Raw genomic sequence first — 23627 nt, forward strand, 5'->3', positions numbered from 1 at the left:
CTATCCGGGTCTTCTTCTCCGCCGGAATCGAGGGTGGTCTACCCATGTCTGACTCTCCTTCAGGACCTACATAACGGCCCTGCCACTAAGTCTGACGCGCGACAGACACCCACCATCCGGCAACCTCAGCCTGCCTCTCCGTGGCGGCGGTCGTCTCGGCGTGGAACACTGACCCGGCCCAGAATGTCTGATGACACGCCCGCACGTCGCATATCAGCCGGTCGGAACTACCTCGCATCACACTCATCGTTCTCTCCAATCCGTTGGTATCCGCCTGTTTTCAGGCCGTCCTCGGTGACCAGCCATGCGGCCCTGCCGAAGCGGCCCTCGGGCAGTGCGACCCAGACGTGCCCGAGCACGGCGTATCCGCCGAGACTGCCGGTGAACGGGTGAGTGACGCGCAGTATCCCTCCGTGATCGTTCCGCCAGATCCCCCGCAGGTCACTCATCGTCTTGTCCTTCACGGCGTGTACTTCCCTGCTCGCAGCTGACGGCGGAGGGCCTCACGATGCCGTCGCCGGTCGTGTCGCCGGTCGAGAATCCACGCCCACGCACGGGCCGGGGCGGTGATGATCTGGTCAAACAGCCACATGATGATTCCTTCCGTTGTCATACTCGTTGTTCTTCAATCGGGTGATGAGATTCGCTCGACCGTGCCGGCACAGCGCACGTTCCGCCGCCGCCAGTGACCCCCAGCCGGCCCGTTTCACCGTCGAGACGTTCCAGGTGTGGCCGAGTCTGGCAAGCTCAGCGAGGTCGTCGATGCGTTCAGTGATCGTGGAGTCGCCGATGCGCAGCGCGGAGACATCTGGCTGCTCGTCCGGATCGTCGATGTCGTCCCACGCCAGGGCTGGGAGCCATCCGCGTTGGCGGGCCAGTCGTTTCGCTCTGGTGACCGAGGCCGCTGGCACCTGGTCGTCTGGTGCCTGCCACGCTCGGGTGAAGAAACCGGCGATCAGATCGCGGGTCTCAACGCTCGTCGTCTCGGTCGTGTTCCGGGCGAGTCTGTCGATGCGCTGCCGGTCGACACCGACCTGGTCGGCGATCTGCCGCAGCGACCAGCCAACATAGACGAGGGCTTGGACGCGGCGGCGAGCGCCGGTGGCGTCGACGGCCGTGTTGGCTGCGGGTTTGAGGGTGACGGCGAGGATCTTCTGCGCGGTGGTCTTGTAGATCTGCCGGCGCGGTGGCCTGTGGTCGGGGTGGTCGGGTTCGTGCGGATACTTCCCCCACAGCAGATGTGTGAGTGTCGAGGCTGGGATGCCGGCGATCTTGGAGACTTGCTTCCAGCCCATGCCTTGTGCGGAGAGGTTGCGCAGGTGTTGGCGGGCGGGTTCGGCGTCGACGAGGTCGGTGCGGCCGTAGAGGCGCTGCCGGCGCCGGTTCGCTTCGTACAGGCGGGCGGCTTCGGTGCAGTCGGCGCACCGGCATCCGTGGTGGACGTAGGTGACTCGCTGTCCGTGGAGGTGTGTGGTGCGGGGGCACTTGCAGTCTTCGAACACACGCCCAGAGGCCACAGAATCGCGTGTGACGCGATTGTAAGTCTGGTTGGGGTGATTAGTCGTTGTCGGCATTCTGATCGCTCCTAGGCGTGTTCTCGTGCGTCTGGTGGTGGTGTATGAACGGTTCGACCCGGTTCGGGATCCGTTCCACAGAGATGAATGCTCCCGGCTGGCCGTCTTCGAAGGTCCAGTCTTTGCGGGCGTGCCATTCGACGATCCCGGCATCATCGACGATCACCCCGGCCTGTTCGAGAGCGTCACCGATAGCGCGCTGCAGCTTGTCCAGATCAGGAGGCGACCACGGCCCGCGGTGCTTGGACTTCTTCGGTCGCGGCAACAGCACGTGCAGGCTGGCCCGCAGTGGTGGCGTCATCGCCTCCCATTCGGGGCCGGCCTCGGCCTGGGCTGCTTCGATGACAACTTTCCTCCAGGCGGGCAGCTTCTTGCTCATCTCGATCATGCGGCCTCCGCCGATGTGGCGCTTGGATCCCTGCGGGGCTGGGATGCCGTTGACGGTGAGTTCGAACCGTTCAGGCCAAGCCAGCGGGGCGGGGTCAGAAGGGTGGTTCATCGTTGTCTCCGATCATCAGGCTGCGTGTGGTCAGGTCGGGTTGTGGGTCTGGTGTGGGAAAGCGGGCCCCGCACTTGTGGGTTGGGACGACCGGGGTGCTCTCTGGTGGGTGTGAGGCTGTGTGCCAGTGTGTGCGCTGGTGGAGTTCGGGTGCGCCTGCGTGGTTTTCGAGCATGTAGGTGCGGCGGTCGGTGATGATGCAGGCGATCTCCTGGTCGCGGTTGAGGGTGGTGGGGTCGACGGTGACGCGGAAGGACGACCAGTCGGCGTCGTCGCCTGTCAGGACTGTCTGTCGGCAGTGGCCGCAGCGGCCGAGTTTGACGCCGCGGCGGGACTGCTTTCGTTTCGGGTTGTTGAGCCACTTGTGCAGCCAGGCCGGTGTCAGCATGAGCGTTCTCGTTCGTGGCGTCGGCATTGGCAGTGTTGGGACAGCCAGGTGCTGATGTCCTCGGCGTGGCGGTCGATGTTGCTGATGATGTTGTCGTAAACGGCGGTGAGGGTTTCCTGGTCTGCTCCTGAACGTTCGAGGTGGACGAGCTGCTTCAGCAGTTCACCGCTTGCGGTGTGGAAGGCGTATCGGTTCGGCATGGTTGTTCGTCCTTTCGTCGGGAACTGGTGGCAGTGACCGCAGTGACCACAGTGCCCAGGTTTAGAAAAACTGTCTTCGCGATGTGCGTATGCATGCGTACGTGAGCGCCTACGCGTACGTGCGCGTGTTTGGCGTACCTTTCCGGAAATATGGTCACTGTGGTCACTGTGAGAGCGTTTGTGCTGGTCAGATATGTTGTTCTGGCAGTGACCAAGTGTTTTTTCTCTTGTCACTGGTTGGTCACTGCGGTCACTGAATTTTCCACAGGCAAGTGACAGGTGCCGGTGAGGGTCTGATATACTGGCACTATGAGTATTTCGACAGTCCACTGCCCACGCTGCGGTCACCACATCGCCGACCTGCAGCCGAACACCCGATCCAACGACGCCTCGAAAGCCAGAGCCGACGCCCGAACCGAGCTGCGCGACTTCCTCGCAGCACGCACCGTCCACCGCCCGAACAGCCGTGAAACGAGCTCCGACCTCTACCTCGCCTACGTCGACTGGTGTGACGAGCAGGGTATCCGCCGGGGCTCCCGCCAGATGTTCGGGCGAGCCCTCAACGACATGCCTGAGATCACGAAAGCCAGGTCGAACGGCATCCGCTACTGCCTCGGTGTGAAACTGATGTGACATCACCGATCACTCCAATGCGCGGCGACTTCCTCGTCGGTGAGCTCATCGGTGTCGAGCAGCACGAGACCGGTGTAGAAGCGTTTCCCGTTTGACCGGGTCGATTCGACTCCGAACCGTTGTCGGATCTCACGCCCGAACACCTGCGCACTCAACGGCCGCTCACCTTCCTCACCACACCAACGCGTGTAGATCATCCGCAGCGCCTTCGTCGACACCCGCGCATCCTCGTTGGCGACGATCTCGACGTGCTCGTTCATGAACCGGCCGAGAGAGTCCTCCTCGGCCGCGTACTGTTCGGTGGCGGCGAGAACGCGTTCGGGATCTGCGAGTCCACCAGCGGTGGCGGCGAGCGCACCGTCGATGATCCACTGCAGGATCCCGGGCCCTTCTTCTGCGACCATCCGCTCCGACAGGCCAGGGATGCGCTCTTCTGGTGGGATGACGCGGGTGAAGGGCAGCAGGCGTAGCCGCCGCCAGAATGATTCACCGCCACCAGATGCGACGGTGGGCTGATGGTTGCCCATCAGGAACAGCGTGTGACTGGGTTCGAAGGTGAAGAAGTCTTGGTGCATATAGCGGGCTTTGACGCGGTCGCCGCCGGTGAGCTTCTTGACCTTGCGCTCGTCGAACTTCTGACCGGGGTTGAGCTCGGAGCAGACGACGAGGCGCATGCCCATCAGGTCGGCCAGTTCGGTGGGGTGCTGGTCTTTGCCTTGGACGAGGAAGTCATCGGGAGCGACGGTGGCGTAGTCGCCGAGGAGTGCGAGGCAGGTGTCGAGGAACGCGGATTTGCCGTTGCCGCCGGCGCCGTGGAGGAATGGCAGGATGTGGTGGATGACCCGTCCGGTGGCGGCGTAGCCGATCAGCCTCTGCAAATAGGCGATGAGCTCACGATCGTCAGCGAAGGTGGTGGCGAGGAACCGGTCCCACAACGGTGTGTCCTGGCGTTCGGGTGCGACGGCGGTGATCTTGGAGTGCAGCGCGTCCGGTGTGCAGGGTGTCGTTTCACCGGTGGTGAGGTTGACGATCCCGGTGGGGGTGTTGAGCGCGTCGGGGTCGGCGTCGAGGTCGTCGGCGGTGACCCGGATGCGGCTGTCACGGCGGGCGAGACCAGTCATCGCCTCTAACGAGCGACGGGAAAGGCTTTTGAGTCGGTGTTTGGCGAGCTCTTTGTCATCATCTGGGTTGATGGATTCGACGACGTTCCAGGCGGTCTCGACCGCTTTGCTGTCATCGGTTTGGGTTTTCCAGCGGGTGCCGTCCCAGGCGAGCCAGCGCCCGTGTTCGGGCAGATAGCGCAGTTCGTGGGAGTGCCGATGGATGAGGAGGTCGGCGTTGCCTTTGTCGGTGAGGGTGGTGATGGTGCGGATCGGCATTGCGACGATGTTGCCGGCAGGTTTGGGTTGTGGGGCGAGTGCGGCGGTGCCGTCACTGGCAGGTGTGAGGTCGAGCAGCTGCTTGGTGGTGTCGCCGGCCGGGCGCATCGTGACTTCCCGTCGCGGCGCCTGCCGTCCGTATCCCTTTTTGGCGAGGTCGCGGGCGGCCGCGCTGTAGTCGCCTCCGTGGTTGAGCAGCGTGTAGGCGGCGAACTTCGAGTAGGCTTTCTCGGTCTCGAACTCTGTCGATGAGGTGAAGACGTAGAGGTTGTCGGCGGGGTTGCGGCCGGTGGTCGCTGAGATGCCGGGCCCGGTCTTGCCGGGCCGCCGCCACCCGATCGCCCCACCGGGAAATGTTTTGACTGGTTCCCAGCCGGTGAGGATGTCCCGCCAGTCGGCTGTTTGGTTGAAGTCGTCGCCGGGGCGCAGCCCGTCGATGTCGGGGTTGTGCGGCACGGCAGGTTTGGGTGCGTCGATGATGGTGGGGAAGTGCTCGTTGATCGAGGCGAAGACGGATTCGATAGCTTCAAGGTCACCTGCATTGAGTGTCGGCGCGGTTGCGGGACTGCCGACGAGGCGCGTCCATGGTTTGCCCGAAGCGTGTGCGTGGCCGGTGGTGGGTGCGACGACGACGAAGCCACCTTCGCCGCGGGTTTCGGTGATCACGGCCCGGTCTGCGGTTTGGGCGAGTTTCCGGTTGCCGGGCGGCTGCTCGGTGAGTCGGATCATCCAGTGGATGCCGCCAGAGGGTGATTGCTCGACCCAGCCGGTAGAGATTGTTTGCCACAGCTGCCCGAGTCCGGACGCTTCGGCGGTGTCGCGCAGCTCGGTGAGCCGGTCGATGTGGGCGCCTTCGATTTCGATCATGTAGAGGTTGCCGGATATGGCACCGGTGATGACGCCGAGGCCGGCATCGGGCTCGCTGAACCAGGTGTCGAGTTCGTCGGGGGTCGGCATCATCTGCATGTAGGACTTCCATGTGACGGCCGGTCGTTTGGTGCCGTCGGTGCGGACGGGGATGGGGGCGATGCCAGCCGTGAGGAGTTCGTGGGCGGTGGTGTGGATGTGGTTCACCTGTGGTGGTTTCCCTTCCTGCGTGTGGGGTGGCTGGCATGGACTGGTGTGGTGCCCTGCCGGGGGCTTGATCCCCCGGTAGTGCCGGCCGGTTCCGGTCAGGGCTGTTAGCCGTTTAGGCGTTGCGGAGTGCTTCGATCACGTTCTGGTCGAGGCCGGTCGCCTGGGCGATGGTGGGGGTGTCGAGGCCGAGGCCGATGAGCTGCCTGGCCTTGTTGACGTTGCTGTCCGGGCCGCTCGCCTGATCACCTGCAGGCTGCTGCTGTGCCGGTGCTGGCGCCTGGGGCTGGGCGGCCTGGGGCTGCTGTCCCCACTGTGATGCCGGCTGCGGGGCGGCCTGGCTGCCGGCGAACATGCCCGCAGTCGCCGAGGGGGCCTCGTAGCGCATCTCGAAGAGTTTCGGGGCGTTGAACCCCGGGTTCGATGCCTGCCCGTCAGCCTTGTAGGTCATCGAGAACCTTCCACCGACCTGCAGGTCAGTAGCGCCGGCGGCCTGCACGGCACGTTTGAGTTCGTTCATCTGCGGCCCCCACGCCTTGATGACGACCTTCCGGGTCCCGTCATCGTCAGCCTTCTCGGGGTCACGCTGCTCAGTTTTGATGGTGACGATGATCTCCTGCTGCGGGTTGCCGTCCTTCCATGTGAGTGGTTCACCGGTGCCGATGTCGCGGCGCTGCCTGACCTCAGGGTTGGCGGTGATCTCACCGGCATACGTTGTGCCGATGGTCGGCCATTTCGCGAAGATCCCACCGGTCTGAGCGAGCATGTCTGCAATCGATGTCATAGCTGTCTCCTTTGTGTGTTTTCTTTGGTTGGGTGCTCAGAGGTTGAGCAGTGCCGCCGTGGATTCGGCGACAGGTTTCTGGGGTGCGCCGGGGAACCGGCGACACGAGTAGCAGTCCGGGTCTGCTGGCAGCCCGTTGATCCAGTCGAGGGCCGCTTCGTCGCTGATGGTCTGCATGGCGGTGACGTTGAGGGCGATCCTGTCCGCCCGTGCGAGTGCCGCCTCGGCGAGGCCCGGGTTGTAGGGTTCGGTCCAGAAGTGTGTGAGCCCGAGTTCCCCGTCGCGGGGCAGAAACGTGATCGCGACCTGTTGCGGTGTCTCGCCGGCGTTGGCGAAACCCCGGGCGTACAGGTGCGCTTGCACCCGATACTGCGCGGACGGGCCCTGCCGGCGGTACTTGGTGAGCTGTTTCGGTCCGACGACCTTCCAGTCGTTGACGACCCCAAGCCCTGGGATCCACAGGTCACATGACCCGGTGATCGGGGTTCCGGCGATCGTCCCGACTGTGACCGTGCGTTCGCACTCGAACTGGCCCTCTAAGTCACCGGCAGCTGAGGCAGTGGTGAACCACTCTTCGAGTTGTGCGTGCACCGCGGTGCCGACAGCCGGCTTCCATGCCGGGCCTGTCTCGTCGGCTGGTGTGCCGGCGAGCTTGTGGCCCAGGCACCGGTCGCACGGGATCCCGATCTCGGAGGGGCCGATGCGTTTCTGCAGCGACCTCGGATGCGCGGCGATCGCCGCCTGGATGACACCGAGGAGGGTGTCCTGCACATCTTGTGCTTCGTCAGTCGTCAACATGATGGGGGCAGTCATTTCACGGTGACGCGAGGCGTGCCGGACGTGCAGTACCGGTGGTATTCGTTCTCGCCGAGTTCCTTCTTGATCGCCGTCGTGTCCGGTGTCGTCTTGTAGAACGTCGGCCAGGCGACGACGGGATAGTTCTCGAGGAATTTCTTGGTGTTGAGCCGGCGGTTGGGGGAGACGGTGATGTTGCCAGCGCTGGTCTCGGTTTTCCCTTCGGGCAGGTGGGTGGCGAACCATGTTTTGATCTCGTCGAGCTGCTCGTTCAGCTCAGCGATTTTCGCCTGCAGGCTGATGTAGGCGGCTGCGTTCTTCTCGGCCTGCTCATGTGTCGTCGTGGTCATCGTTGGTTTCCTTCCGAGTGGGTGTGGCCATTTCGGCCAGGATCTGTGCAGTGGTGAGGTTGCCTTCCCGCAGTGCTTCACAGGCGGCGTGTTCGAGCGCGAGGCGTTCGATGAACTCTTCGGTTAGGACGCTGCGAGGCTGGAGTTCAGGCGACATCGGGGAGCAGCTTGTCGAACGCCTTCGTGAACTCCGACACCGTCCGCTCAGCCACCGATGCCGGTGCATCATCACGCTCACCGTCGTCTGGGCCGTCACCGTCGTTGGTGCCGTGGAGGATGTATTCGGCGAGCTCGATCAGCTCGTCGGAGACACATGGTGTGCGCACTGTCTCGGTGTTCCCACCGTCGAACAGCTGCTGTCCGGACTCAGATCGGCGCTCGACGCACAGGTAGTGGCCGAGCTCGTTGCTGTTGATGATCTTCCCGGCGATCGCCGCCGCGGTTGCTCTGTTCTGCTGGTCGGTGTGCGGGAGGTCGCTTACGAGGTGGTTCATGGGGTGGTTCCTTTCTGCTGGCGGATGTAGCGTCGAATGTCTGCTGGGTCGTACCGCCAGGTTCCGAAGATCGCCACTGCCGGCAGCAGACCGTCTTTGCGCAGCCGGTGCACTGTGCGAGGGTGTACGGATAGGAGCTCGGCGACTTCGTTTGCGGTCAGCAGCCGGGACAGCACGGCGGTCATGGTCGGCCTCGGTCGTGATCGATTGCCGCGGCGAGCGTCCCTGCAGCGATGAGGGTGACACCAGCGAGCGTGAGGCCGTTCATGGTGAGAGTGATCGTGTAGGACCACGCGTTGATGATCGCGCCGGCTGCGACGATCGGCAGCCACAGGAATGACAGGCGGCGGGCTTCATACTTCGTCATCGGTGAGGCTCCTCGTCTTGAACGTGTGGTCGGTGTCGTCGTATGCGACGTGCCGGCTGGTGGCGATCGCTCGTTCGCACAGGTTGACGCGGTCGGTGAGCCGGTCGATGCCGCGGGCCAGCCCGTCAGCGAACACGACGGTGAGGATCGTGGCGATCAGGGACAGCCAGGCGACGCCGAGAGTGAGGACAGTCAGGGCGGTCATGACGTCGACCCTGGATCTGCAGGGCCTGATGGACGATCTCGTCCTCGGTCAGCGCTGGGCGCGTACCGTAGCTGCCGGTCTTGCGGATCGTCGGCAGAACCTCCGCTGTGACCCAGCGGCGGAACTTCACCGCTTCGGGCTTGTCCGATCGGATGACGACCTCGTACATGCCGGCCTCCGAGACGATCGTCATCTGCTGTGCGCCGCCGGCGGTTCCAAGGGTGTGCGTCTGACGCACACCCTCGTCGAGGCGGGCGGCCAAGCGTCCTGGCGATGCGATGCCGAGGACCTTGGCGAGGTCGGCGAGCACGAACCACGGCTCACCATCCAACTCGACCGTGCGCACCGGTGTATCCTGGTAGTCGAAGATCCTGAGATTCTTCATCTCGTGTCCTTTCTTGGACCGTGGCCCTCGGCGCTCCACCGCCGAGGGCGTTTCCTTTTTCCCTACTTCCTGTAGTGAGACCGGACGCGGGGTTTCCCCTTACACCCGCGCCCGGCCCCACCCTTCAGCCGCCCGAGTCGCATCCCCGTGTCGACTCCGACGACCCGCACGGACGCTCAACCGCTGACTCGACGGGAGCCATGTCCGCGCCCTCCCTTAAGGTGTCCCCAACGGCAGCAGTGTCCGCTGCTCCCGTTGCCACAGGTGCTGCTACACGGGCAGCGCCGTAACCCGAAAGGGAAGAACCATGTCCAGCAAACGGCTTGCGTGCATCGTCATCGGCGACAGCACCACCGACGGCATCGTGATCGGGTACCGCGACGATGTGATGCGTGCACTCCATCACGCGCTGTTCCAGCACTTCGCCATGACCGGCCTGGGCGGTCAGGTCACATTTCATGTCGCTGGCTCCAAAGGCAACGTCGAGCGCCACTTCTTTCTGACGCCCGACCGGCCTATTCACTTCATGTACTCCCAGGGCAAGTTCCCGCCGAAGTCTGAGGACGAAGTCAAGCGCATCTCGGAGCTCCTCCGGATCGGCGAGATCGTCCACATTCCGGTCGAGCAGTCGATCGCCAATGACGAACTCGCGAAGCAGTTCCTGCGACCCGACGCAGATGCGACTGAAGAATGAGCCCGGCGAGCCCATAGGAGACCCTTCGTGTTCAAGAAACTGCGGAAGTCCTTCCGAGAAACCAAAAAGCATCTGGAACGCCAACGCGCCATCGATCGCCGCGACGTCAAGAGGCAACGGTCCCAGCTGACCGACTTCACCCGAGTACGTCGCACCTTCGAGGTCGCCGGCATGTTCGCCTACCCCGCCGAGGTCGCCGCCGCGCAGCTCGCCGTCGGTGCCCGAGTGCGACTCATCCGCGAACCCAGGAACGCCTACGACCCGAACGCCGTCGCGATCATCGGGCCGGCAGGGCGCCTGCGGTGGGGCTACATGCCCGCCACGCTCGCCACGCAGTACGCGCCCGTCATGGATCGGGGTGTGAAGTTCAACGCGGTCATCACCCGGCTCTACGGTGACGGAGGTGAGATCGACGACGCCGAGATCACCGTATTCCCTCCGAAGCTCACGTAGCGCGGTCATGACGCCACCTCCCGGCCGTCGTTGCCCGGGCGAGCGCCAGCGGCGAGCTCGGCTGGCGATCGGCGGAAGAAGATGCCGCCATCAACGCCTACAGTCTCGGCGACTTCCATGAGCTCAGAGGCTCGGAAGTCGATCTTTCCGGTGACGCGACGATGCATCGACATCTCGGTCATTCCGACCTGCCTAGCTAGGTCAGCGACCGATATGGAGCGCCGTGCGAGCTCGGCCCGCACGTTCGCGGCTATCAACTGCTTGTTTGTTTCCGTCATGCAATGAACGGTACTAACGTTTTTCGTTAGTCGCAAGCCATAGTCTATCTCGGCGCGTCAGAACCTATCGCAGCAGCAGGTAGATCGGTCTCCTGACCTTGCGCTCTATCATCCAGCGTTATATACTGACACCATGAGTATGACAGTGATTTCTGGTTCATCCCGCGAGAGCCGTGCCGCCGCCGTAGCGCGGCGATTCCGTGGCGCAATTGCCGAGATGCAGCTGAGCAAGGCCGAAGTCGCCCGCCTCGTCCATAAGCCGGAGCCGTGGGTGGGTCGACGCGCCAACGGCTCGACTCCGTTCACACTCGACGACCTCGACCTCATCGAGTCCGTCATCGGCATCAGCGCTGATTACCTCTTTACCGGAAACGCAGAAAGCCGCCGTCCGGTTGGACCGGACGGCGGCTCTTCGGGAGTCGTACACCCCCCGGGACTCGAACCCGGAACCCACTGATTAAGAGTCAGTTGCTCTACCAATTGAGCTAGAGGTGCGAACGAGAATCTACTCTACACACCCGTCCGCGGGTTGCAAAATCAGATCGGCGCTTGAGCCGAAAATGTGTCACGCTTCACGCGCAGCAGCTCGAATCGGCCCCGAACGGCACCCCAAAAGCCCTGGTCAGAGGTACAGGCCGGTCGATTCGGCGGCGTGATCCTCCGAGATCGCATGGACATCACGCTCACGCAGCAGCATGTACGTCGTGGCCTCGAGCTCCACCTCGGCGCGCTCCTCCGGGTCGAAGAGCACGGTGTCGCCCAGCTGCACCTGACGGACGTGCGGGCCGGCGGCCACGACAGTGCCCCAGGCCAGGCGCTTGCCCACCTCGGCGGTGGCAGGGATGACGATGCCGGCAGCCGAGGTGCGCTCACCGAGCTCCGCATCCGGCTCGACCAGGAGCCGATCGTGGAGCATGCGGATCGGCAGCGAAGACGTCTGCTGGGGCACGGTCAGCGGTTGGCCCGCAGGACGAACAGAGTGACGAGAGCGGCGGCAGCGAGCGCGGCACCGCCGATGAGGGCCGCGCGGTCGACCTTGACGGAGCCGTCGTCGTGCACGACGACCGACTTCGCGCTGTCGGCGGCACGGCTGGCGAGCGCACGCGGGTGCACCCGGCCGACGAACTCGTCGATGTTGGCAGCCAGGCGCTGTTCGCGGAGCCGGATCGACTCTTCGAGCTGGGATTTGCTGGCGCTGTCGACGGTCACGTCGGAGGTGTAGACATTGCTGCTCATCAGGATGCTTCCTCACTCACGAAGGGGCTGGCGTGCAGGAGACCGGCAGATGCCCAGGCGGCGCGCGGCATATGCTGCCGTGTGTCGTCGTCCCACATCATTGTCTCTGCCTAGAGCTTACCGGTTCGCGCCGGATATGGTGGAACCGGCACTCGCCCCGACGCGAGCCCGGACCCGATGAAAGGAATGAGCATGCCCCGTCTTGAGGTCGGCGACACCGCCCCTGATTTCACTCTGCCCGCCGCCGATGGCTCCGAAGTGAGCCTCTCGGACTTCCGCGGTCAGCGCGTCGTCGTCTACTTCTACCCTGCCGCCATGACCCCCGGCTGTACGACGCAGGCCTGTGACTTCCGCGATTCGCTCGCTGCGCTCCAGGGCGCCGGCCTGCAGGTGCTCGGCATCTCCCCGGACAAGCCGGAGAAGCTGGCGACCTTCGTGGAGAAGGAGTCGCTGAACTTCCCGCTGCTGTCTGACGCCGACAAGTCCATCATGACCGAGTGGGGTGCCTTCGGCGAGAAGAAGAACTACGGCAGGGTCGTCCAGGGCGTCATCCGCTCCACCGTCGTCGTCGACGCCGACGGCACCGCCGAGCTCGCCCAGTACAACGTCAAGGCCACCGGCCACGTCGCCCGGCTGCGCAGGCAGCTCGGCATCGACGCCGACTGACCCGGCCACCGCCTCGGGCCCGGCATCCCGCGGCGGCCCGCCGCCCCCCGGCCGCCCGACCGGTTCGCGCCCGCGCACGCAGCTGGTCTAAGCTGAGATGGCTCTGCGCGAGTGGCGGAATTGGTAGACGCGCTGGATTTAGGTTCCAGTGTCTGCGGACGTGAGGGTTCGAGTCCCTCCTCGCGCACCGTTTTCTCAGGCGGCCGCTCCGCCGCTCACTGCCCGTCGTAGCCTTCCGGGCTGATGCTGTTGGAATCCGCCGGCTCATCGGCGCCGCGGTAGCGGGGCACATTGCTGATCGCACCCTCATGCTGCCGGTGGCCGACCCGTTCGGCGATCGCCGGCTGCCGCTGCGACGGGAAATGGCGCAGCTCGCCGAGCCGGTGCTCATCCCACTGCTCCATGGTCAGCGGGGTCTGCAGCCACAGCGTCACCAGCTTCGCGCACTGGATGAGCGAGTCGACATGCGAGCGCTCCCAGCCGTGCGAGCCGTCGAGGCCGAACGCCATGAGCGCCGCACGCGCACCCGCACCGGCTTCCAGCGCGGCGGCGACATCGGAGCGGTAGAAGGTGAAGATGTCGCGGGCGACCTCCAGCCCGTGGCTCTGCCCGAGCCGGATGAGCTTGCGGGTGAGGTGGTAGTCGAAGGGCCCGTGCATGTCCTTGAGCGGGATCGTCACCCCGCGCTCCACCGAGTTCTGGTTGGGCGCGCACACCGCATTGTCGATCGAGACGAGCTCGGCGACGTTCTGCGACACCCCGGCCGAGGCGCCGTGGCCGACCTCCTCGAAGATCGTCACGAGGATCGTCGTCTTGTGCGGCAGCTTCAGCTCGCCCTCCATGACGCTTTTGGCTGCCGCGAGCGCGATCGCCACGCCGGCCTTGCCGTCGAGGTGGCGGGAGTTGATGTAGCCGGACTTCGACATCGAGGGGTTCGTCATGAGGGCGACCGTGTTGCCCACCTCGATGCCGAGCTCCGTGAGACCTGCTTTGTCGCTGACGTCCTCATCGACGCGGACTTCGACCTCCTCCCAGCTGACGGCCTGGGTGTCGACGTCGTCGCCGTAGGCGTGGCCGGAGGTCTTGAGCGGCAGGATCGTGCCGGTGTAGACGACATCGGGGAACTCGGTGATGATCTGTACGCGCGCGCCCTCGGCGAACCGGGAGGAGAAGGTGCCGACCGGCACGACCGACAGCCGTCCGTTGTCCTTGAGGTGCGAGACCATGCAGCCGATCGTGTCGGCGTGGACGACGACGCAGCGTTCGGCGGCGATCTCCTCGTGGAAGTCCGTGGGCTCGTCCGTCGCGCCGGCTTCCGCGCCCGAGGCGGCGGGCAGCTCGACGATGAGCGCACCTTGGCGGGTGAGCTGGGCGGGCAGGCCGAGGTCGGCGACGATATCGCCGATGAACTGCATGACCGCATCGGTGCGGCCGGAGGGCGAGGGCGTGCGCAGCAGCCGGAAGAGGATGTCGAGCATCCACTCCTGGTCGATGTCACCGGCGGTCAGCTCCGTGAATCCGGTGATGTTGTCTTTGCCGAGTTCGGAAACGTTATATGCGCCTGCGGTCTCGTCCTGCTGCACTGCGGGCTCCTCCTTCTGTCGTATCCCACGGGGACGCCTGACACTTTAGCCGCTGCGGCAGCTGAGGCACAGGGCGTTCCGCACTCCGGAGCAGGTTCCAAGCCCGCACCCGGCACTCGCCCAGCCGCCGCCTCGGGCGCGGAGGGCGGTTCAGTTGGCGGGATCAGCCGGCTTGACCGGCTCCCATGCCCACGGGGTGCGCTTGGAGTTGGGGAACAGGTAGTCGATGAACTCCGCGGCGACCGGCTGCGGCTCGTGGTTGGCCAGGCCGGGGCGCTCATTGGCCTCGATGAAGACGTAGTCGGGGCCCTCGACGTCCGGGACGAGCAGGTCGATGCCAGTGACCGGGATGTCGACGGCCTGCGCAGCGGTGATCGCGGCCTTCGCGAGCTCCGGATGCAGCCGCTCGGTGACGTCGTGGATGGTGCCACCGGTGTGGAGATTGGCGGTGCGGCGCACCTGCAGACGCTTGCCCGGTTCGAGGATGTCGTCGAGGCTGTAGCCCTCCTCGCGCACGGTCGCCTCGGTGGTCTCGTCGAGCGGGATCTTCGACTCCCCGCCGGTGGCGGCGGCCCGGCGCTTGGACTGCTTGCGGATGAGCTCGGCGACCGGGGTCTTCCCATCGCCGACGACCGCGGCCGGCCGCCGGATCGCAGCGGCGACGACCCGGCCGGTGATGACGAGGATGCGCAGATCCTCGCCGGCGCAGAACTCCTCCATGAGCACCTCAGTGCCCTCTCCCCCGGCGCGTGCGAGCGCCTCTTTGAGCTCCTTCTCCGTCTGCACCCCGATCGTGATGCCGGCGCCCTGTTCGCCGCGCACCGGCTTGACGACCAGCGGGCCGTGCTCGTCGAGGAAGTCGACATCGTCCTCATCGAAGGTGGCGTTGCGGCCCTGCGGCACGCGCACCCCGGCGGCTTCGACGATCTTGCGGGTCACCCGCTTGTCCTCACAGCGGCTCATCGCCACCGCCGAGGTGTACTGCGACAGCGATTCGCGGGTGATGACCGTGCGGCCGCCGTACTCGAGCTGGATGTAGCCGGTGTCGGCGTCGAGCACGCTCACCCGGATGCCGCGCCGGGTGGCCTCATCGGCGACGATGCGCGCATACGGGTTGAGCTCGTCGAGGCCCTCGATGCGCGGCTGGGCGTAGAGCTGCTCGTTGATGGCGTTCTTGCGCTTGACGCCGTAGATCGCCTGGCGTTCGAAGCCCATGCGCTCATACAGGCTGATGGCCGCGTCGTTGTTCCACATCACCGACAGATCCATGAACTCCGCGCCGTGTTCGGCGAGCAGCCGGGCGAGCGCGGCGGCGAGGAACCTCCCGAGGCCGCGGTGGCCGCTCGTCGTGTCGACGGCCAACGTCCACAGGGAGGAGCCGCGCTCCGGATCGTCGAACAGCTCGGAGTGGTCGACGCCGGTGACGGTGCCGATGATCTCGCCGGTCGATTCGTCCTCGGCCACCAGGTAGTGCATGGCGTCGACATTGCGGTGGTTGTCCCAGATGACGCTGACATCGGCCGGCACCATCGAGCGGGTGACGTAGATGCGGTTGATCGCCTCGCAGTCGGCCTCGGTCTCGATGGGGCGCACCCGCACCCCGGGCACCTCGACCGGATCCGGCAAGCGGTTCTCCAGATCGAGCCGGTAGGTGTGGCTCGGGTCGATGAAGTACTCCTCCGGATGCAGCGCCACGAGCACATGCGGGTCTCTGAGGTACATGCAGATGTCGCGGGTGCCGCCGGCTTCATCGCGCAGCACCCGCCCGATCTCCTCGATCTCGGAGAAGGTCTGGCCGAAAACGAGCCGGCCCCAGCCGAGCTCCTGGATGACATCGTGCTTCATGATTCGCTCCTGCCGCCGGCTCAGACGGCCGGGCCGGTGATGCCGTGGTTCTGCAGCCACAGCTCCAGCAGCGCGATCTGCCACAGACGGTTGCCGCGCAGCGGGGTGAGGTTCTCATTCGGGGCGGCGAGCAGCGCCTCGACAGCGGCCGGCTGGAACAGGCCGCGCTCGCGGGCCACCGGCCCGGAGATCGCCTCGCGGACCTTCTCCAGGTACGGGCCCTGCAGATGCTTGAGGGCCGGGACCGGGAAGTAGCCCTTGGGCCGGTCGATGACCTCGCTCGGGATGACCCGGCGGCCGACCTCCTTGAGGATGCCCTTGCCCTCCTGCGCGGTCTTCAGACGTGCGGGGCATTCGGCAGCGAGCTGGACGAGGTCGTGGTCGAGGAACGGCATGCGCGCCTCGAGACCGGCGGCCATCGTCATATTGTCGACGCGCTTGACCGGGTCGTCGACGGCCATGATCGTCGTGTCCAGGCGCAGGGCACGGTCGATGCCCGAGATCGCGCCCGGGCTGCGGAAGTGGGCGTCGACGAATTCGGTGGAGACGTCTGAGCCGGCCATGAACTGCGCGGAGACGAGCTGGCCCATCTCCTCATAGCTGCGGTCGAAGAACGCCTGCTGGTAGCTGGCGAGCGCGGCCTCGACGTCCTCCCCGGCCTCGTACATCGGCGGGTACCAGTGGTAGCCGGCGAACACCTCGTCCGCGCCCTGCCCGGACTGCACGACCGTGACGTGCTTGGCGACTTCCTGGCTCAGCAGGTAGAAGGCGACGGCGTCGTGGCTGACCATCGGCTCGCTCATGACGCCGATCGCCTCGTCGAGGGCCGGCAGCATCCGCTCGGTGGAGATCCGCAGCTGGTGGTGGCTGGTGTTGAAATGCTCGGCGATGATGTCGGAGTACTTGAACTCATCGCCCTCTTCGCCGCCGAAGGATTCGAAGCCGATCGAGAAGGTCTCGATGTCCTGCTGGCCGGATTCGTCGATGAGCCCGACGATGAGGCTGGAGTCCAGGCCGCCGGAGAGCAGCACACCCACCGGCACATCGGCGACCAGCCGGCGGCGCACCGCTGTGCGCAGGCTGTCGAGGATCGCATCCTGCCAGTCGGTGTCGGTCCAGTCGGCTTTCTCAGCCGGGGTGCCGTAGCGCGGCTCCCAGTACTGGGTCTGCGTCTGCGCGCCGTCGGTCTCGATCCACAGATAGGTGGCCGGCGGCAGCTTCCGCACCCCGGCGAGCATGGTGAACGGCGCCGGGACGACAGCGTGGAAGGTCATGTAGTGGTTGAGGGCGACCAGGTCGATCCGGGTGTCGATGCCCCCGGCAGCCAGCAGCGCCGGCAGAGTCGAGGCGAAGCGGAAGGCGCCGCCCACCTCGGCGTAGTAGAGCGGGCGCACACCCATCCGGTCGCGGGCGAGGAACACCCGGCCGGTGTCCTCCTCATGGATGGCGAGGGCGAACATGCCCTGCAGGCGGTCGAGGGCCTGCTCACGCCACTGGGCGAAGGCCTTGAGGACCACCTCGGTGTCGGATGCGGTACGGAAGCTATGGCCGAGGCCGTGCAGCTCCTCGCGCAGCTCGCGGTAGTTGTAGATGGCGCCGTTGAGCACGATCGACATGCGCACATCGGGATCGCGCATGGGCTGGGCGCCGTTCTCGCCGAGATCGATGACCGCCAGCCGCCGGTGGCCGAACACCACCCGCCCCTCATCGAGGAGGCCCTCACCGTCCGGTCCACGGCCGGCCATCGCGCGGGTCATCGCGTCGACAGCGGCCTTCGCGTCCGCATGTGATGTCTGGGCTGTGGAGATCTGTCCGCAGATGCCGCTCACACCGGCTCACATCCTTCACGGTAGGTTGCACTGCTTTCATCCTATACAACGGGCGCCCCGGCCCCGGAACTGCGCGACGCCGCGCTGAGATGACGGCAACCGCCGCCGAGGCGGTGGGGCGTCTGCGGCGCTGTCGGGTGCCTCACGTGGGGGCACATGTGCCGCGGCGCGGGCACCTCACGTGCGGCGCTGGGCGGTGACGACGGTGAACCGCCGGTCGCGTGCCCACTGCCGGCTGCCGCCGAACGTCCGGTTGATCGCCGCCCGGTACCCGAGGTGGGAGTTGTACACGCACACGAGCCGCCCGCCGAGACGCAGCAGCCGATGCGCGGTGCCGATCATCGCGTGCGCCGTCGCGGTCTCGATCGTATGCCCCGCGTGGAACGGCGGATTCAGCACGACGAGGTCGGCGCTGCCGGACAGCGGGGCGAGCGCCGGCTCGCTGGCGTCAGCGGCATCGGCGAGCAGGAGCTGCAGACCTGCTGCCGTCCCGCCGGCGTGTGCGCCCAGGGTCTCCGCCGCCGAGGCGAGCGCGGCTTTCGACACATCGACCCCGATGCTCGTGGCCGGGTTGAGCAGGGCGCGGACATTGGCCAGCAGCCAGCCATTGCCGCAGCCCAGATCGACGACCGTCGGGTCTGCGGCTTCTGGGGCTGCACCAGGTCTCGCCACTGCGCTGTGCGGCGCCGCTGCGGTCAGCTCGTCCCGGTGCTCCAGGAGGCTGCCGATGAGCGCATCGGTGCCGCGGTCGATCTGGGTGCCGCCATAGCAGGCGCCATACGCTGCAACCTGCACCGGCGCAGCGCCGGGCACGCGCAGCGGCCGCGCATCGGTCCGCGGCAGCACCGGGGCCGCGCCGGCCTCTCCTGTGTCTGCGGCGTCGGTCTCTCCCCTGTGCGCGGCGCCGGTCTCTCCCCTGTGCGCGGCGCCGGTCTCTCCCCTGTGCGCGGCGTCGGTCTCCGGCGTTTCAGCCGCGCGGTCCCGCGGACCGCTGCCGATGATAAGCCGGCACTTCGCCAAGCCGGGCGACACATCGACGCGCTCGAACACCTCGGCCAGCTCAGCATTGATCGATGGGTTCATATGCTTCTCACGACCGACGACGATGACCTCAGCCGCCGCTCCAGCAGCGGCCTGCAGGTACTCGCGCAGCGCCGCATTCGCCTTCGGCGCCGCCAGCACCACCCGGCAGCCGGGCGGAAACAACGCGCGCCTCGGCAATGCGCTCAGATGCGCCTCGGGAGCGGAGACCACCCCACTGGCGAGCGGTTCCATCCCTCTGGTAAGCGACTCCATGCCAGCGGCTGCCAGCTCCGCGGCGGCTGCAAGGCTGCGCCGCTTATTGCGCAGATCATCCCAGTACGCGCGCACCTCAGCGCCGCCGAAGCTGCCAGCCAGCAGCAGCGTGCCGTCCTCATCATCGATGACCACGAGCGGCCGCTGCACCCACGCGGGATCGGCAGCCGGCGCTGCGCTGGGACCATCGGACACCTCGGCGGCGGGCCGGCCGGAGATGTCGAGCCAGCCGCTGCTGCGGCCGAGCAGATACTCACTCACCAGACGCGAGGGCCCGAAGCCCACCGGCCATTCCGGCCACAACCGGGCCACCGCCTCGGCGGCGGGACCCAAGGCGGCGCGCAGGGCCGCGCGATGAGGCGCGGCGGCCGGCAGAAGTGACTGCACCATGCGCCCCAGTTTAGAGATGCCGCGGCGGTTCGGCCGGCGAGGCGACTGTGGCGAGCGGACATGTGACCGACCAGACTCTTCTGTTCGCCGGGATCGCTCGATAGGCTTGTGAGCAGGACGTTTTCGCGCAGATCTGATGGCGAAGGCAAGCGCAGAGGAGCCAGCACGCATGACCATTCTTGTCGGATATACCCCCAGCCCCGAAGGCATGGCTGCCGTAGACTTCGGCATCGAGCAGGCCCGGGCGTTCAACGACAGTCTGCTCGTGCTCAATGCCGGTGTGGGTGAGGCGCGCGAGGAGAAGGGCATCGCCTCGGCTGAGGACCTCAAGGCGCTCGGCGAGAAGCTTGACGCCGCTGGGATCCGACAGGAGCTCAAGCAGTTTCTGCGCGGCAACGACCCGGTCGAGGAGATCCTCGCCCTCGCCGAGGCGACCCCTGAGGTGCGGATGATCGTCATCGGCTCCCGGCAGCGCTCGCTGGTGGGCAAGCTCATCATGGGTTCGACCGCGCAGCGCATCATCCTCGGCGCCGAGGTGCCGGTCGTGTCCGTCAAGGCGAAGAAGTAAGGGCGGGCGGTCAGCCGGTGCGGATCAGCTGCCGGACCGCTCTTTCAGAGCGGCGGCGAGTTCGGCGAGAAAGTCCGGCATGTGCGTCCTGTTCGTCACGCGGAAGTACTCCCAGCCGGCGGTGCGGAAGGCCCGTTCGCGCTCAATATCGTGGTTCCACTGCCAGTCATCCGTGCGGTGGTGGGCGCCTTCGTATTCGATGGCGATGCGGGCCCCGCGATAGGCGAGATCCGGATGGTAGAGCTGCGCGGCGCGCGGCAGCTGGATCGGCGTGCAGACCACCGGCTCCGGCAGACCGGCTCTGACGATCGCCAGTCGCAACTGCGTCTCCCGCGGTGAGCCGACCCTGTCGCGTGCGAGGCCGAGCGCGGCCAGCAGCTTCTGCTTGCCGATGATGCCGCGGGTGGCTTCCGTCGCCTTCCGTACCCGCTGGACCGTGGTGACCGGGTTCGTCTTCCAGGTCCCGCAGATCGCGTCGATGACATAGATCAGCTCACCGATATCGAGGACGCGCGCGAGCTCGTAGAGGACATAGTCGCCGCGGTTGAGGCGGACGCTGTAGATCGAGTGCGGGTCGTAGCGGTCGGAGCGGATGATGCGCACTCCCGCACGCCGGATGAGCTTCTTCTTCGGCACCGTCACCGTCAGCTCGGAGCACAGCAGCCGCCTGGGGATCGGCCAGCCGCGCAGCAGAGCCGCTGTCACCTGGCTGCCGATCGCCTCTGGGCGCGCGGCACTCACACACGCCAGGTCATGTCGCAGGCGGTACCACGCGTCATCAGCCCATGCGGGCCCGGGCGGCAGCAGCGGCTGCGAGGGGTCAGCGATCGCGCCATACCAGCGAGTGGAGAGTCGGTTCCGGCTGCCGTACTTGGCGAACTCCGTGATGGCCCTGCCGGCAGCAGAGGACGTGGCAACAGGCATGCGCAGAAGCTCGAGCTCCGGCGGTTCGTTCTGTTCGGGTTGTGCGCTCATGCTGCGAGTGTCGGCACCGGGGCGCGAGCGGATCGAGTCCCTCGTGCGGGTTGTGGATAGTGAGAGATGCGGCGTGCGGGGAGCGAGCCGGCGGTGCTGTGCGACGCTGAGGGCAGCGCTGGGGCGGCTGAGAGTCAGCGAAATGGCTCGTAAGCGCGGCTGGAGCGGTGTCGCGAGAAAAGAGTGTTCAAACTTCGATGGTGAAAGTGCCTTTTCACCATCGAAGTTTGAACACTCTTTTCCCACAGGCCACTGCGCACAGGACGGGCGTCTCCCGAGGCGCCTGTGACCAGCCATCCGTCCGCCCGGTTCGGCCACAGACGCTGAAACTCAGCTGCAGCCACCCCTTTCCCACCGAAAGAGGCTGCAGACCCCCGCACACAGCACTGCAGACCCCGCACACAGCACTGCAGACGCCCGCACACAGCACTGCGGACCCTGGTCGTCATGACCAGAGCCCGCAGATGCAGGTTCAGGTGAGCGGTGGGGTCACCGCCTGCCTGCGCTCAGCCGTTCACCCGAGGCCGCAGACAGCCAGGCGCCATACACCGCAGGCACCATCACTCAAGCAGCTCGCGCATGAGGCGGGCAGTCTCCGAAGGAGTCTTGCCGACCTTGACGCCAGCGGCCTCGAGCGCTTCCTTCTTCGCTTCGGCAGTGCCGGAGGAGCCGGAGACGATAGCGCCGGCATGGCCCATGGTCTTGCCCTCGGGCGCAGTGAAGCCGGCGACGTAGCCGACGACCGGCTTGGTAACATTGGCCTTGATGTACTCGGCCGCACGCTCCTCAGCATCGCCGCCGATCTCACCGATCATCACAATGGCTTCGGTCTCGTCGTCGTTCTGGAACGCTTCGAGTGCATCGATGTGTGTGGTGCCGATGATCGGGTCACCGCCGATGCCGATGCAGGTGGTGAAGCCGATGTCGCGCAGCTCGTACATCATCTGGTACGTCAGCGTGCCGGACTTCGAGACGAGGCCGATCTTGCCGCGGTTGGTGATGTTGGCCGGGGTGATGCCGGCCAGCGACTGCTCGGGACTGATGATGCCCGGGCAGTTCGGGCCGATGATCCGGGTCTTGTTGCCCTTCTCACAGGCGTGCGCCCAGATCTGCGCGGAGTCCTGGGCCGGGATGCCCTCGGTGATGATGACGAGCAGTCCGATGCCGGCATCGATGGCTTCGAAGGCAGCATCCTTCGAGAAGGCCGGCGGCACGAAGGCCACGGAGACATCCGCACCGGTCTTCTCCATCGCCTCGGCGACGGTTTCGAAGACGGGCAGCTCGACTTCGCTGCCGTCCTTGTCCGTGTGCTTAACGGTCGTGCCGGCCTTGCGGGCGTTGACGCCGCCGACGATCTGCGAGCCGGCTGCGAGCATCCGGGCGGTGTGCTTGGTGCCTTCGCCGCCGGTGATGCCCTGCACGATGATCTTCGAGTCGGAGTGGAGGAAAATCGACATGATTCTTAAGCCTTTCGGATGGGATCAGCGGCTGGCGGCGAGTTCGGCTGCCTTGTCGGCGCCGCCGTCCATCGTGTCGGTCAGGGTCACCAGCGGGTGGTTGGCGTCTTCGAGGATCTTGCGGCCCTCGTCGACGTTATTGCCGTCCAGGCGCACGACGAGCGGCTTCGAGGCGGCGTCACCCAGGATCTCCAGGGCCTTGACGATGCCGTTGGCCACCGCGTCGCAGGCGGTGATGCCGCCGAAGACGTTGACGAACACGCTCTTGACCTGGTCATCGCCGAGGATGACGTCGAGTCCGTTGGCCATCACCTCGGCCGAGGCGCCGCCGCCGATGTCGAGGAAGTTCGCCGGCTTGGCTCCGCCGTGGTTCTCACCGGCGTAGGCGACGACGTCAAGGGTCGACATGACGAGTCCCGCACCGTTGCCGATGACGCCGACCTCACCGTCGAGCTTGACGTAGTTGAGGTCGAACTTCTTGGCCTTGAGCTCCAGCGGATCCTCAGCGCTGATGTCGTGCAGCGCCGCGTGGTCTTCATGGCGGAAGTCAGCGTTGTCGTCGAGGGTGATCTTGCCGTCGAGGGCGATGATCTTCCCGTCGCCGGTCTTGACGAGCGGGTTGACCTCGACGAGGCTGGCGTCTTCCTGCTGGTAGACGGTCCACAGCGTGGTGAAGACCGCAGCGACCTTCTGCGCATCCTCGCCCTCGAAGCCGGCGGCAGCGGCGATCTCGGCGGCCTTGGCCTCATCGATGCCGGTGAGCGGGCTGACCTCGACCTTGGCGAGATCCTCGGGGCGCTCCTTGGCCAGGGTCTCGATCTCGACGCCGCCCTCCTTCGAGCACATCGCCAGGTAGGAGCGGTTGGCGCGGTCGAGCAGGATCGAGAAATAGTACTCCTCGGCGATGTCGGCGCCTTCTGCGATCATGACCTTCTCGGTCGTGTGGCCCTTAATGTCGAGGCCGAGGATCTCCTCAGCCTTCGCCCGTGCGTCCTCCGGGGACTTCGCGAGCTTGACGCCGCCGGCTTTGCCGCGGCCGCCGGTCTTGACCTGAGCTTTGACGACGACGGTTCCCCCGCCCAGCTCCTCTGCTGCGGTCTGGGCTTCTTCCGGGGTCTCGGCGACCCGTCCGGCGAGCACGGGCACACCGTGCTTCTCGAACAGGTCACGGGCCTGATATTCAAAAAGATCCACGTGAGTTCCTAACGTCAGTGTTGGTGCCCCGGCCGG

General features: G+C 66.0%; 32 protein-coding genes and 2 tRNA genes. 7 read left to right on the forward strand and 27 right to left on the reverse strand.

What is annotated here, in order from left to right:
• Positions 1–227 precede the first annotated feature (227 nt).
• The 6 genes from ACFFN1_RS12945 to ACFFN1_RS12970 are packed head-to-tail and all read right to left on the reverse strand — an operon-like array spanning position 228 to position 2661.
• Positions 228–464: a hypothetical protein gene (locus ACFFN1_RS12945; RefSeq protein ID WP_376841214.1), complete on the reverse strand. Its 237-nt coding sequence runs from the start codon at positions 462–464 to the stop codon at positions 228–230.
• Positions 461–592, reverse strand: coding sequence for a hypothetical protein (locus ACFFN1_RS12950; protein ID WP_376841215.1), 132 nt, complete (start codon positions 590–592; stop codon positions 461–463). The genes ACFFN1_RS12945 and ACFFN1_RS12950 overlap by 4 nt, the downstream gene beginning before the upstream one ends.
• Positions 579–1517, reverse strand: a complete 939-nt coding sequence (locus tag ACFFN1_RS12955; RefSeq protein ID WP_376841216.1) for a hypothetical protein — start codon at positions 1515–1517, stop codon at positions 579–581. The genes ACFFN1_RS12950 and ACFFN1_RS12955 overlap by 14 nt, the downstream gene beginning before the upstream one ends.
• 40 nt (positions 1518–1557) lie before the next feature.
• Entirely contained in the window at positions 1558–2073 is a 516-nt protein-coding gene (locus ACFFN1_RS12960) for a RusA family crossover junction endodeoxyribonuclease (RefSeq protein ID WP_376841218.1), read from the reverse strand.
• Positions 2057–2461, reverse strand: coding sequence for a hypothetical protein (locus tag ACFFN1_RS12965; RefSeq protein WP_376841219.1), 405 nt, complete (start codon positions 2459–2461; stop codon positions 2057–2059). The genes ACFFN1_RS12960 and ACFFN1_RS12965 overlap by 17 nt, the downstream gene beginning before the upstream one ends.
• Positions 2455–2661: a hypothetical protein gene (locus tag ACFFN1_RS12970; protein ID WP_376841220.1), complete on the reverse strand. Its 207-nt coding sequence runs from the start codon at positions 2659–2661 to the stop codon at positions 2455–2457. The genes ACFFN1_RS12965 and ACFFN1_RS12970 overlap by 7 nt, the downstream gene beginning before the upstream one ends.
• A gap of 309 nt (positions 2662–2970) precedes the next feature.
• On the opposite strand from ACFFN1_RS12970, the gene ACFFN1_RS12975 reads away from it, so the two are divergent.
• Complete coding sequence (locus tag ACFFN1_RS12975; protein WP_376841222.1) at positions 2971–3294, forward strand: hypothetical protein; 324 nt, start codon at positions 2971–2973, stop codon at positions 3292–3294.
• 2 nt (positions 3295–3296) lie between these two features.
• Here ACFFN1_RS12975 and ACFFN1_RS12980 read toward each other — a convergent pair whose 3' ends face one another.
• The 10 genes from ACFFN1_RS12980 to ACFFN1_RS13025 form a co-directional block, all read right to left on the reverse strand.
• Complete coding sequence (locus ACFFN1_RS12980; RefSeq protein WP_376841223.1) at positions 3297–5747, reverse strand: phage/plasmid primase, P4 family; 2451 nt, start codon at positions 5745–5747, stop codon at positions 3297–3299.
• Between the two features lie 115 nt (positions 5748–5862).
• Positions 5863–6531, reverse strand: coding sequence for a hypothetical protein (locus ACFFN1_RS12985; RefSeq protein ID WP_376841224.1), 669 nt, complete (start codon positions 6529–6531; stop codon positions 5863–5865).
• A 36-nt stretch (positions 6532–6567) separates the two neighbouring features.
• Positions 6568–7329 (reverse strand): hypothetical protein, encoded by a 762-nt coding sequence (locus ACFFN1_RS12990; protein ID WP_376841225.1) that lies wholly within the window; start codon positions 7327–7329, stop codon positions 6568–6570.
• Positions 7330–7340: 11 nt separating this feature from the next.
• Positions 7341–7676 (reverse strand): hypothetical protein, encoded by a 336-nt coding sequence (locus ACFFN1_RS12995; RefSeq protein ID WP_376841227.1) that lies wholly within the window; start codon positions 7674–7676, stop codon positions 7341–7343.
• On the reverse strand, positions 7657–7833 hold the full coding sequence (locus tag ACFFN1_RS13000; RefSeq protein ID WP_376841228.1) for a hypothetical protein: 177 nt from the start codon (positions 7831–7833) through the stop codon (positions 7657–7659). The genes ACFFN1_RS12995 and ACFFN1_RS13000 overlap by 20 nt, the downstream gene beginning before the upstream one ends.
• Entirely contained in the window at positions 7823–8170 is a 348-nt protein-coding gene (locus tag ACFFN1_RS13005; protein WP_376841229.1) for a hypothetical protein, read from the reverse strand. Before ACFFN1_RS13005 ends, ACFFN1_RS13000 begins: the two co-directional genes overlap by 11 nt.
• Positions 8167–8355: a helix-turn-helix domain-containing protein gene (locus tag ACFFN1_RS13010; protein WP_376841230.1), complete on the reverse strand. Its 189-nt coding sequence runs from the start codon at positions 8353–8355 to the stop codon at positions 8167–8169. Before ACFFN1_RS13010 ends, ACFFN1_RS13005 begins: the two co-directional genes overlap by 4 nt.
• Positions 8352–8537, reverse strand: a complete 186-nt coding sequence (locus tag ACFFN1_RS13015) for a hypothetical protein (RefSeq protein ID WP_376841232.1) — start codon at positions 8535–8537, stop codon at positions 8352–8354. The genes ACFFN1_RS13010 and ACFFN1_RS13015 overlap by 4 nt, the downstream gene beginning before the upstream one ends.
• Positions 8524–8673, reverse strand: coding sequence for a hypothetical protein (locus ACFFN1_RS13020; protein WP_376841233.1), 150 nt, complete (start codon positions 8671–8673; stop codon positions 8524–8526). The genes ACFFN1_RS13015 and ACFFN1_RS13020 overlap by 14 nt, the downstream gene beginning before the upstream one ends.
• Complete coding sequence (locus ACFFN1_RS13025) at positions 8663–9127, reverse strand: BRO-N domain-containing protein (RefSeq protein ID WP_376841234.1); 465 nt, start codon at positions 9125–9127, stop codon at positions 8663–8665. Before ACFFN1_RS13025 ends, ACFFN1_RS13020 begins: the two co-directional genes overlap by 11 nt.
• Before the next feature lie 307 nt (positions 9128–9434).
• Between ACFFN1_RS13025 and ACFFN1_RS13030 the strand changes: the two genes are divergently transcribed.
• Both ACFFN1_RS13030 and ACFFN1_RS13035 read left to right on the forward strand, forming a co-directional pair.
• The gene (locus ACFFN1_RS13030; protein ID WP_376841235.1) at positions 9435–9821 is read left to right on the forward strand and encodes a hypothetical protein; all 387 of its coding nucleotides are present in this window, start codon (positions 9435–9437) and stop codon (positions 9819–9821) included.
• Positions 9822–9848: 27 nt separating this feature from the next.
• On the forward strand, positions 9849–10274 hold the full coding sequence (locus ACFFN1_RS13035) for an HIRAN domain-containing protein (RefSeq protein ID WP_376841236.1): 426 nt from the start codon (positions 9849–9851) through the stop codon (positions 10272–10274).
• Positions 10275–10279: 5 nt separating this feature from the next.
• Here ACFFN1_RS13035 and ACFFN1_RS13040 read toward each other — a convergent pair whose 3' ends face one another.
• Entirely contained in the window at positions 10280–10552 is a 273-nt protein-coding gene (locus tag ACFFN1_RS13040; protein ID WP_376841237.1) for a helix-turn-helix domain-containing protein, read from the reverse strand.
• 217 nt (positions 10553–10769) lie between these two features.
• Here ACFFN1_RS13040 and ACFFN1_RS13045 point away from each other — a divergent pair, with 217 nt between their 5' ends.
• Positions 10770–11009, forward strand: a complete 240-nt coding sequence (locus ACFFN1_RS13045; protein ID WP_376841239.1) for a helix-turn-helix domain-containing protein — start codon at positions 10770–10772, stop codon at positions 11007–11009.
• Here ACFFN1_RS13045 and ACFFN1_RS13050 read toward each other — a convergent pair.
• The 3 genes from ACFFN1_RS13050 to ACFFN1_RS13060 form a co-directional block, all read right to left on the reverse strand.
• Positions 10975–11047: transfer RNA gene (locus ACFFN1_RS13050), tRNA-Lys, on the reverse strand. The two genes, ACFFN1_RS13045 and ACFFN1_RS13050, sit on opposite strands and share 35 nt — an antisense overlap.
• 127 nt (positions 11048–11174) lie before the next feature.
• Positions 11175–11468, reverse strand: coding sequence for a GroES family chaperonin (locus tag ACFFN1_RS13055; protein WP_376841350.1), 294 nt, complete (start codon positions 11466–11468; stop codon positions 11175–11177).
• 35 nt (positions 11469–11503) lie between these two features.
• The gene (locus tag ACFFN1_RS13060; protein WP_376841240.1) at positions 11504–11788 is read right to left on the reverse strand and encodes a DUF3618 domain-containing protein; all 285 of its coding nucleotides are present in this window, start codon (positions 11786–11788) and stop codon (positions 11504–11506) included.
• A 192-nt stretch (positions 11789–11980) separates the two neighbouring features.
• On the opposite strand from ACFFN1_RS13060, the gene bcp reads away from it, so the two are divergent.
• Both bcp and ACFFN1_RS13070 read left to right on the forward strand, forming a co-directional pair.
• On the forward strand, positions 11981–12454 hold the full coding sequence (bcp, locus tag ACFFN1_RS13065) for a thioredoxin-dependent thiol peroxidase (protein WP_376841242.1): 474 nt from the start codon (positions 11981–11983) through the stop codon (positions 12452–12454).
• Between the two features lie 105 nt (positions 12455–12559).
• Positions 12560–12641, forward strand: a tRNA-Leu gene (locus ACFFN1_RS13070).
• A gap of 28 nt (positions 12642–12669) precedes the next feature.
• Here ACFFN1_RS13070 and ACFFN1_RS13075 read toward each other — a convergent pair.
• The 4 genes from ACFFN1_RS13075 to ACFFN1_RS13090 all read right to left on the reverse strand — a co-directional run bounded on the left by ACFFN1_RS13075 (position 12670) and on the right by ACFFN1_RS13090 (position 19397).
• On the reverse strand, positions 12670–14037 hold the full coding sequence (locus ACFFN1_RS13075) for an osmoprotectant NAGGN system M42 family peptidase (protein ID WP_376841243.1): 1368 nt from the start codon (positions 14035–14037) through the stop codon (positions 12670–12672).
• Between the two features lie 150 nt (positions 14038–14187).
• Positions 14188–15882 carry an N-acetylglutaminylglutamine synthetase gene (gene ngg / locus ACFFN1_RS13080; protein ID WP_376841245.1) on the reverse strand — a complete coding sequence of 565 codons (1695 nt, stop codon included), beginning with the start codon at positions 15880–15882 and terminating at the stop codon, positions 14188–14190.
• A 20-nt stretch (positions 15883–15902) separates the two neighbouring features.
• The gene (locus tag ACFFN1_RS13085) at positions 15903–17711 is read right to left on the reverse strand and encodes an N-acetylglutaminylglutamine amidotransferase (protein ID WP_376841246.1); all 1809 of its coding nucleotides are present in this window, start codon (positions 17709–17711) and stop codon (positions 15903–15905) included.
• Between the two features lie 177 nt (positions 17712–17888).
• The gene (locus ACFFN1_RS13090) at positions 17889–19397 is read right to left on the reverse strand and encodes a class I SAM-dependent methyltransferase (RefSeq protein WP_376841247.1); all 1509 of its coding nucleotides are present in this window, start codon (positions 19395–19397) and stop codon (positions 17889–17891) included.
• A 169-nt stretch (positions 19398–19566) separates the two neighbouring features.
• Here ACFFN1_RS13090 and ACFFN1_RS13095 point away from each other — a divergent pair, with 169 nt between their 5' ends.
• Positions 19567–19965, forward strand: a complete 399-nt coding sequence (locus tag ACFFN1_RS13095; protein WP_376841248.1) for a universal stress protein — start codon at positions 19567–19569, stop codon at positions 19963–19965.
• Positions 19966–19989: 24 nt separating this feature from the next.
• Here ACFFN1_RS13095 and ACFFN1_RS13100 read toward each other — a convergent pair whose 3' ends face one another.
• The 3 genes from ACFFN1_RS13100 to sucC all read right to left on the reverse strand — a co-directional run bounded on the left by ACFFN1_RS13100 (position 19990) and on the right by sucC (position 23591).
• Positions 19990–20940, reverse strand: a complete 951-nt coding sequence (locus ACFFN1_RS13100; RefSeq protein WP_376841249.1) for an endonuclease domain-containing protein — start codon at positions 20938–20940, stop codon at positions 19990–19992.
• Between the two features lie 560 nt (positions 20941–21500).
• On the reverse strand, positions 21501–22397 hold the full coding sequence (gene sucD / locus ACFFN1_RS13105) for a succinate--CoA ligase subunit alpha (protein WP_376841250.1): 897 nt from the start codon (positions 22395–22397) through the stop codon (positions 21501–21503).
• Positions 22398–22421: 24 nt separating this feature from the next.
• Entirely contained in the window at positions 22422–23591 is a 1170-nt protein-coding gene (gene sucC / locus ACFFN1_RS13110; RefSeq protein ID WP_376841252.1) for an ADP-forming succinate--CoA ligase subunit beta, read from the reverse strand.
• Positions 23592–23627 lie beyond the last annotated feature (36 nt).

Origin of the sequence: Brevibacterium otitidis, assembly GCF_042429315.1 — a bacterium.
GTDB classification, from domain to species: Bacteria; Actinomycetota; Actinomycetes; order Actinomycetales; family Brevibacteriaceae; genus Brevibacterium; species Brevibacterium otitidis.

Bases quoted from the DNA above. Each gene is read 5' to 3' on its own strand.
- ACFFN1_RS12950 (WP_376841215.1), bottom strand. From the start codon at position 592: ATGTGGCTGTTTGACCAGATCATCACCGCCCCGGCCCGTGCGTGGGCG.
- ACFFN1_RS12960 (WP_376841218.1), bottom strand. From the start codon at position 2,073: ATGAACCACCCTTCTGACCCCGCCCCGCTGGCTTGGCCTGAACGGTTC.
- ACFFN1_RS12965 (WP_376841219.1), bottom strand. From the start codon at position 2,461: ATGCTGACACCGGCCTGGCTGCACAAGTGGCTCAACAACCCGAAACGA.
- ACFFN1_RS12970 (WP_376841220.1), bottom strand. From the start codon at position 2,661: ATGCCGAACCGATACGCCTTCCACACCGCAAGCGGTGAACTGCTGAAG.
- ACFFN1_RS12975 (WP_376841222.1), top strand. From the start codon at position 2,971: ATGAGTATTTCGACAGTCCACTGCCCACGCTGCGGTCACCACATCGCC.
- ACFFN1_RS12985 (WP_376841224.1), bottom strand. From the start codon at position 6,531: ATGACATCGATTGCAGACATGCTCGCTCAGACCGGTGGGATCTTCGCG.
- ACFFN1_RS12990 (WP_376841225.1), bottom strand. From the start codon at position 7,329: ATGTTGACGACTGACGAAGCACAAGATGTGCAGGACACCCTCCTCGGT.
- ACFFN1_RS12995 (WP_376841227.1), bottom strand. From the start codon at position 7,676: ATGACCACGACGACACATGAGCAGGCCGAGAAGAACGCAGCCGCCTAC.
- ACFFN1_RS13000 (WP_376841228.1), bottom strand. From the start codon at position 7,833: ATGTCGCCTGAACTCCAGCCTCGCAGCGTCCTAACCGAAGAGTTCATC.
- ACFFN1_RS13005 (WP_376841229.1), bottom strand. From the start codon at position 8,170: ATGAACCACCTCGTAAGCGACCTCCCGCACACCGACCAGCAGAACAGA.
- ACFFN1_RS13010 (WP_376841230.1), bottom strand. From the start codon at position 8,355: ATGACCGCCGTGCTGTCCCGGCTGCTGACCGCAAACGAAGTCGCCGAG.
- ACFFN1_RS13015 (WP_376841232.1), bottom strand. From the start codon at position 8,537: ATGACGAAGTATGAAGCCCGCCGCCTGTCATTCCTGTGGCTGCCGATC.
- ACFFN1_RS13025 (WP_376841234.1), bottom strand. From the start codon at position 9,127: ATGAAGAATCTCAGGATCTTCGACTACCAGGATACACCGGTGCGCACG.
- ACFFN1_RS13030 (WP_376841235.1), top strand. From the start codon at position 9,435: ATGTCCAGCAAACGGCTTGCGTGCATCGTCATCGGCGACAGCACCACC.
- ACFFN1_RS13040 (WP_376841237.1), bottom strand. From the start codon at position 10,552: ATGACGGAAACAAACAAGCAGTTGATAGCCGCGAACGTGCGGGCCGAG.
- ACFFN1_RS13045 (WP_376841239.1), top strand. From the start codon at position 10,770: ATGCAGCTGAGCAAGGCCGAAGTCGCCCGCCTCGTCCATAAGCCGGAG.
- ACFFN1_RS13055 (WP_376841350.1), bottom strand. From the start codon at position 11,468: ATGCTCCACGATCGGCTCCTGGTCGAGCCGGATGCGGAGCTCGGTGAG.
- ACFFN1_RS13060 (WP_376841240.1), bottom strand. From the start codon at position 11,788: ATGAGCAGCAATGTCTACACCTCCGACGTGACCGTCGACAGCGCCAGC.
- bcp (WP_376841242.1), top strand. From the start codon at position 11,981: ATGCCCCGTCTTGAGGTCGGCGACACCGCCCCTGATTTCACTCTGCCC.
- ngg (WP_376841245.1), bottom strand. From the start codon at position 15,882: ATGAAGCACGATGTCATCCAGGAGCTCGGCTGGGGCCGGCTCGTTTTC.
- ACFFN1_RS13090 (WP_376841247.1), bottom strand. From the start codon at position 19,397: ATGGTGCAGTCACTTCTGCCGGCCGCCGCGCCTCATCGCGCGGCCCTG.
- ACFFN1_RS13095 (WP_376841248.1), top strand. From the start codon at position 19,567: ATGACCATTCTTGTCGGATATACCCCCAGCCCCGAAGGCATGGCTGCC.
- ACFFN1_RS13100 (WP_376841249.1), bottom strand. From the start codon at position 20,940: ATGAGCGCACAACCCGAACAGAACGAACCGCCGGAGCTCGAGCTTCTG.
- sucD (WP_376841250.1), bottom strand. From the start codon at position 22,397: ATGTCGATTTTCCTCCACTCCGACTCGAAGATCATCGTGCAGGGCATC.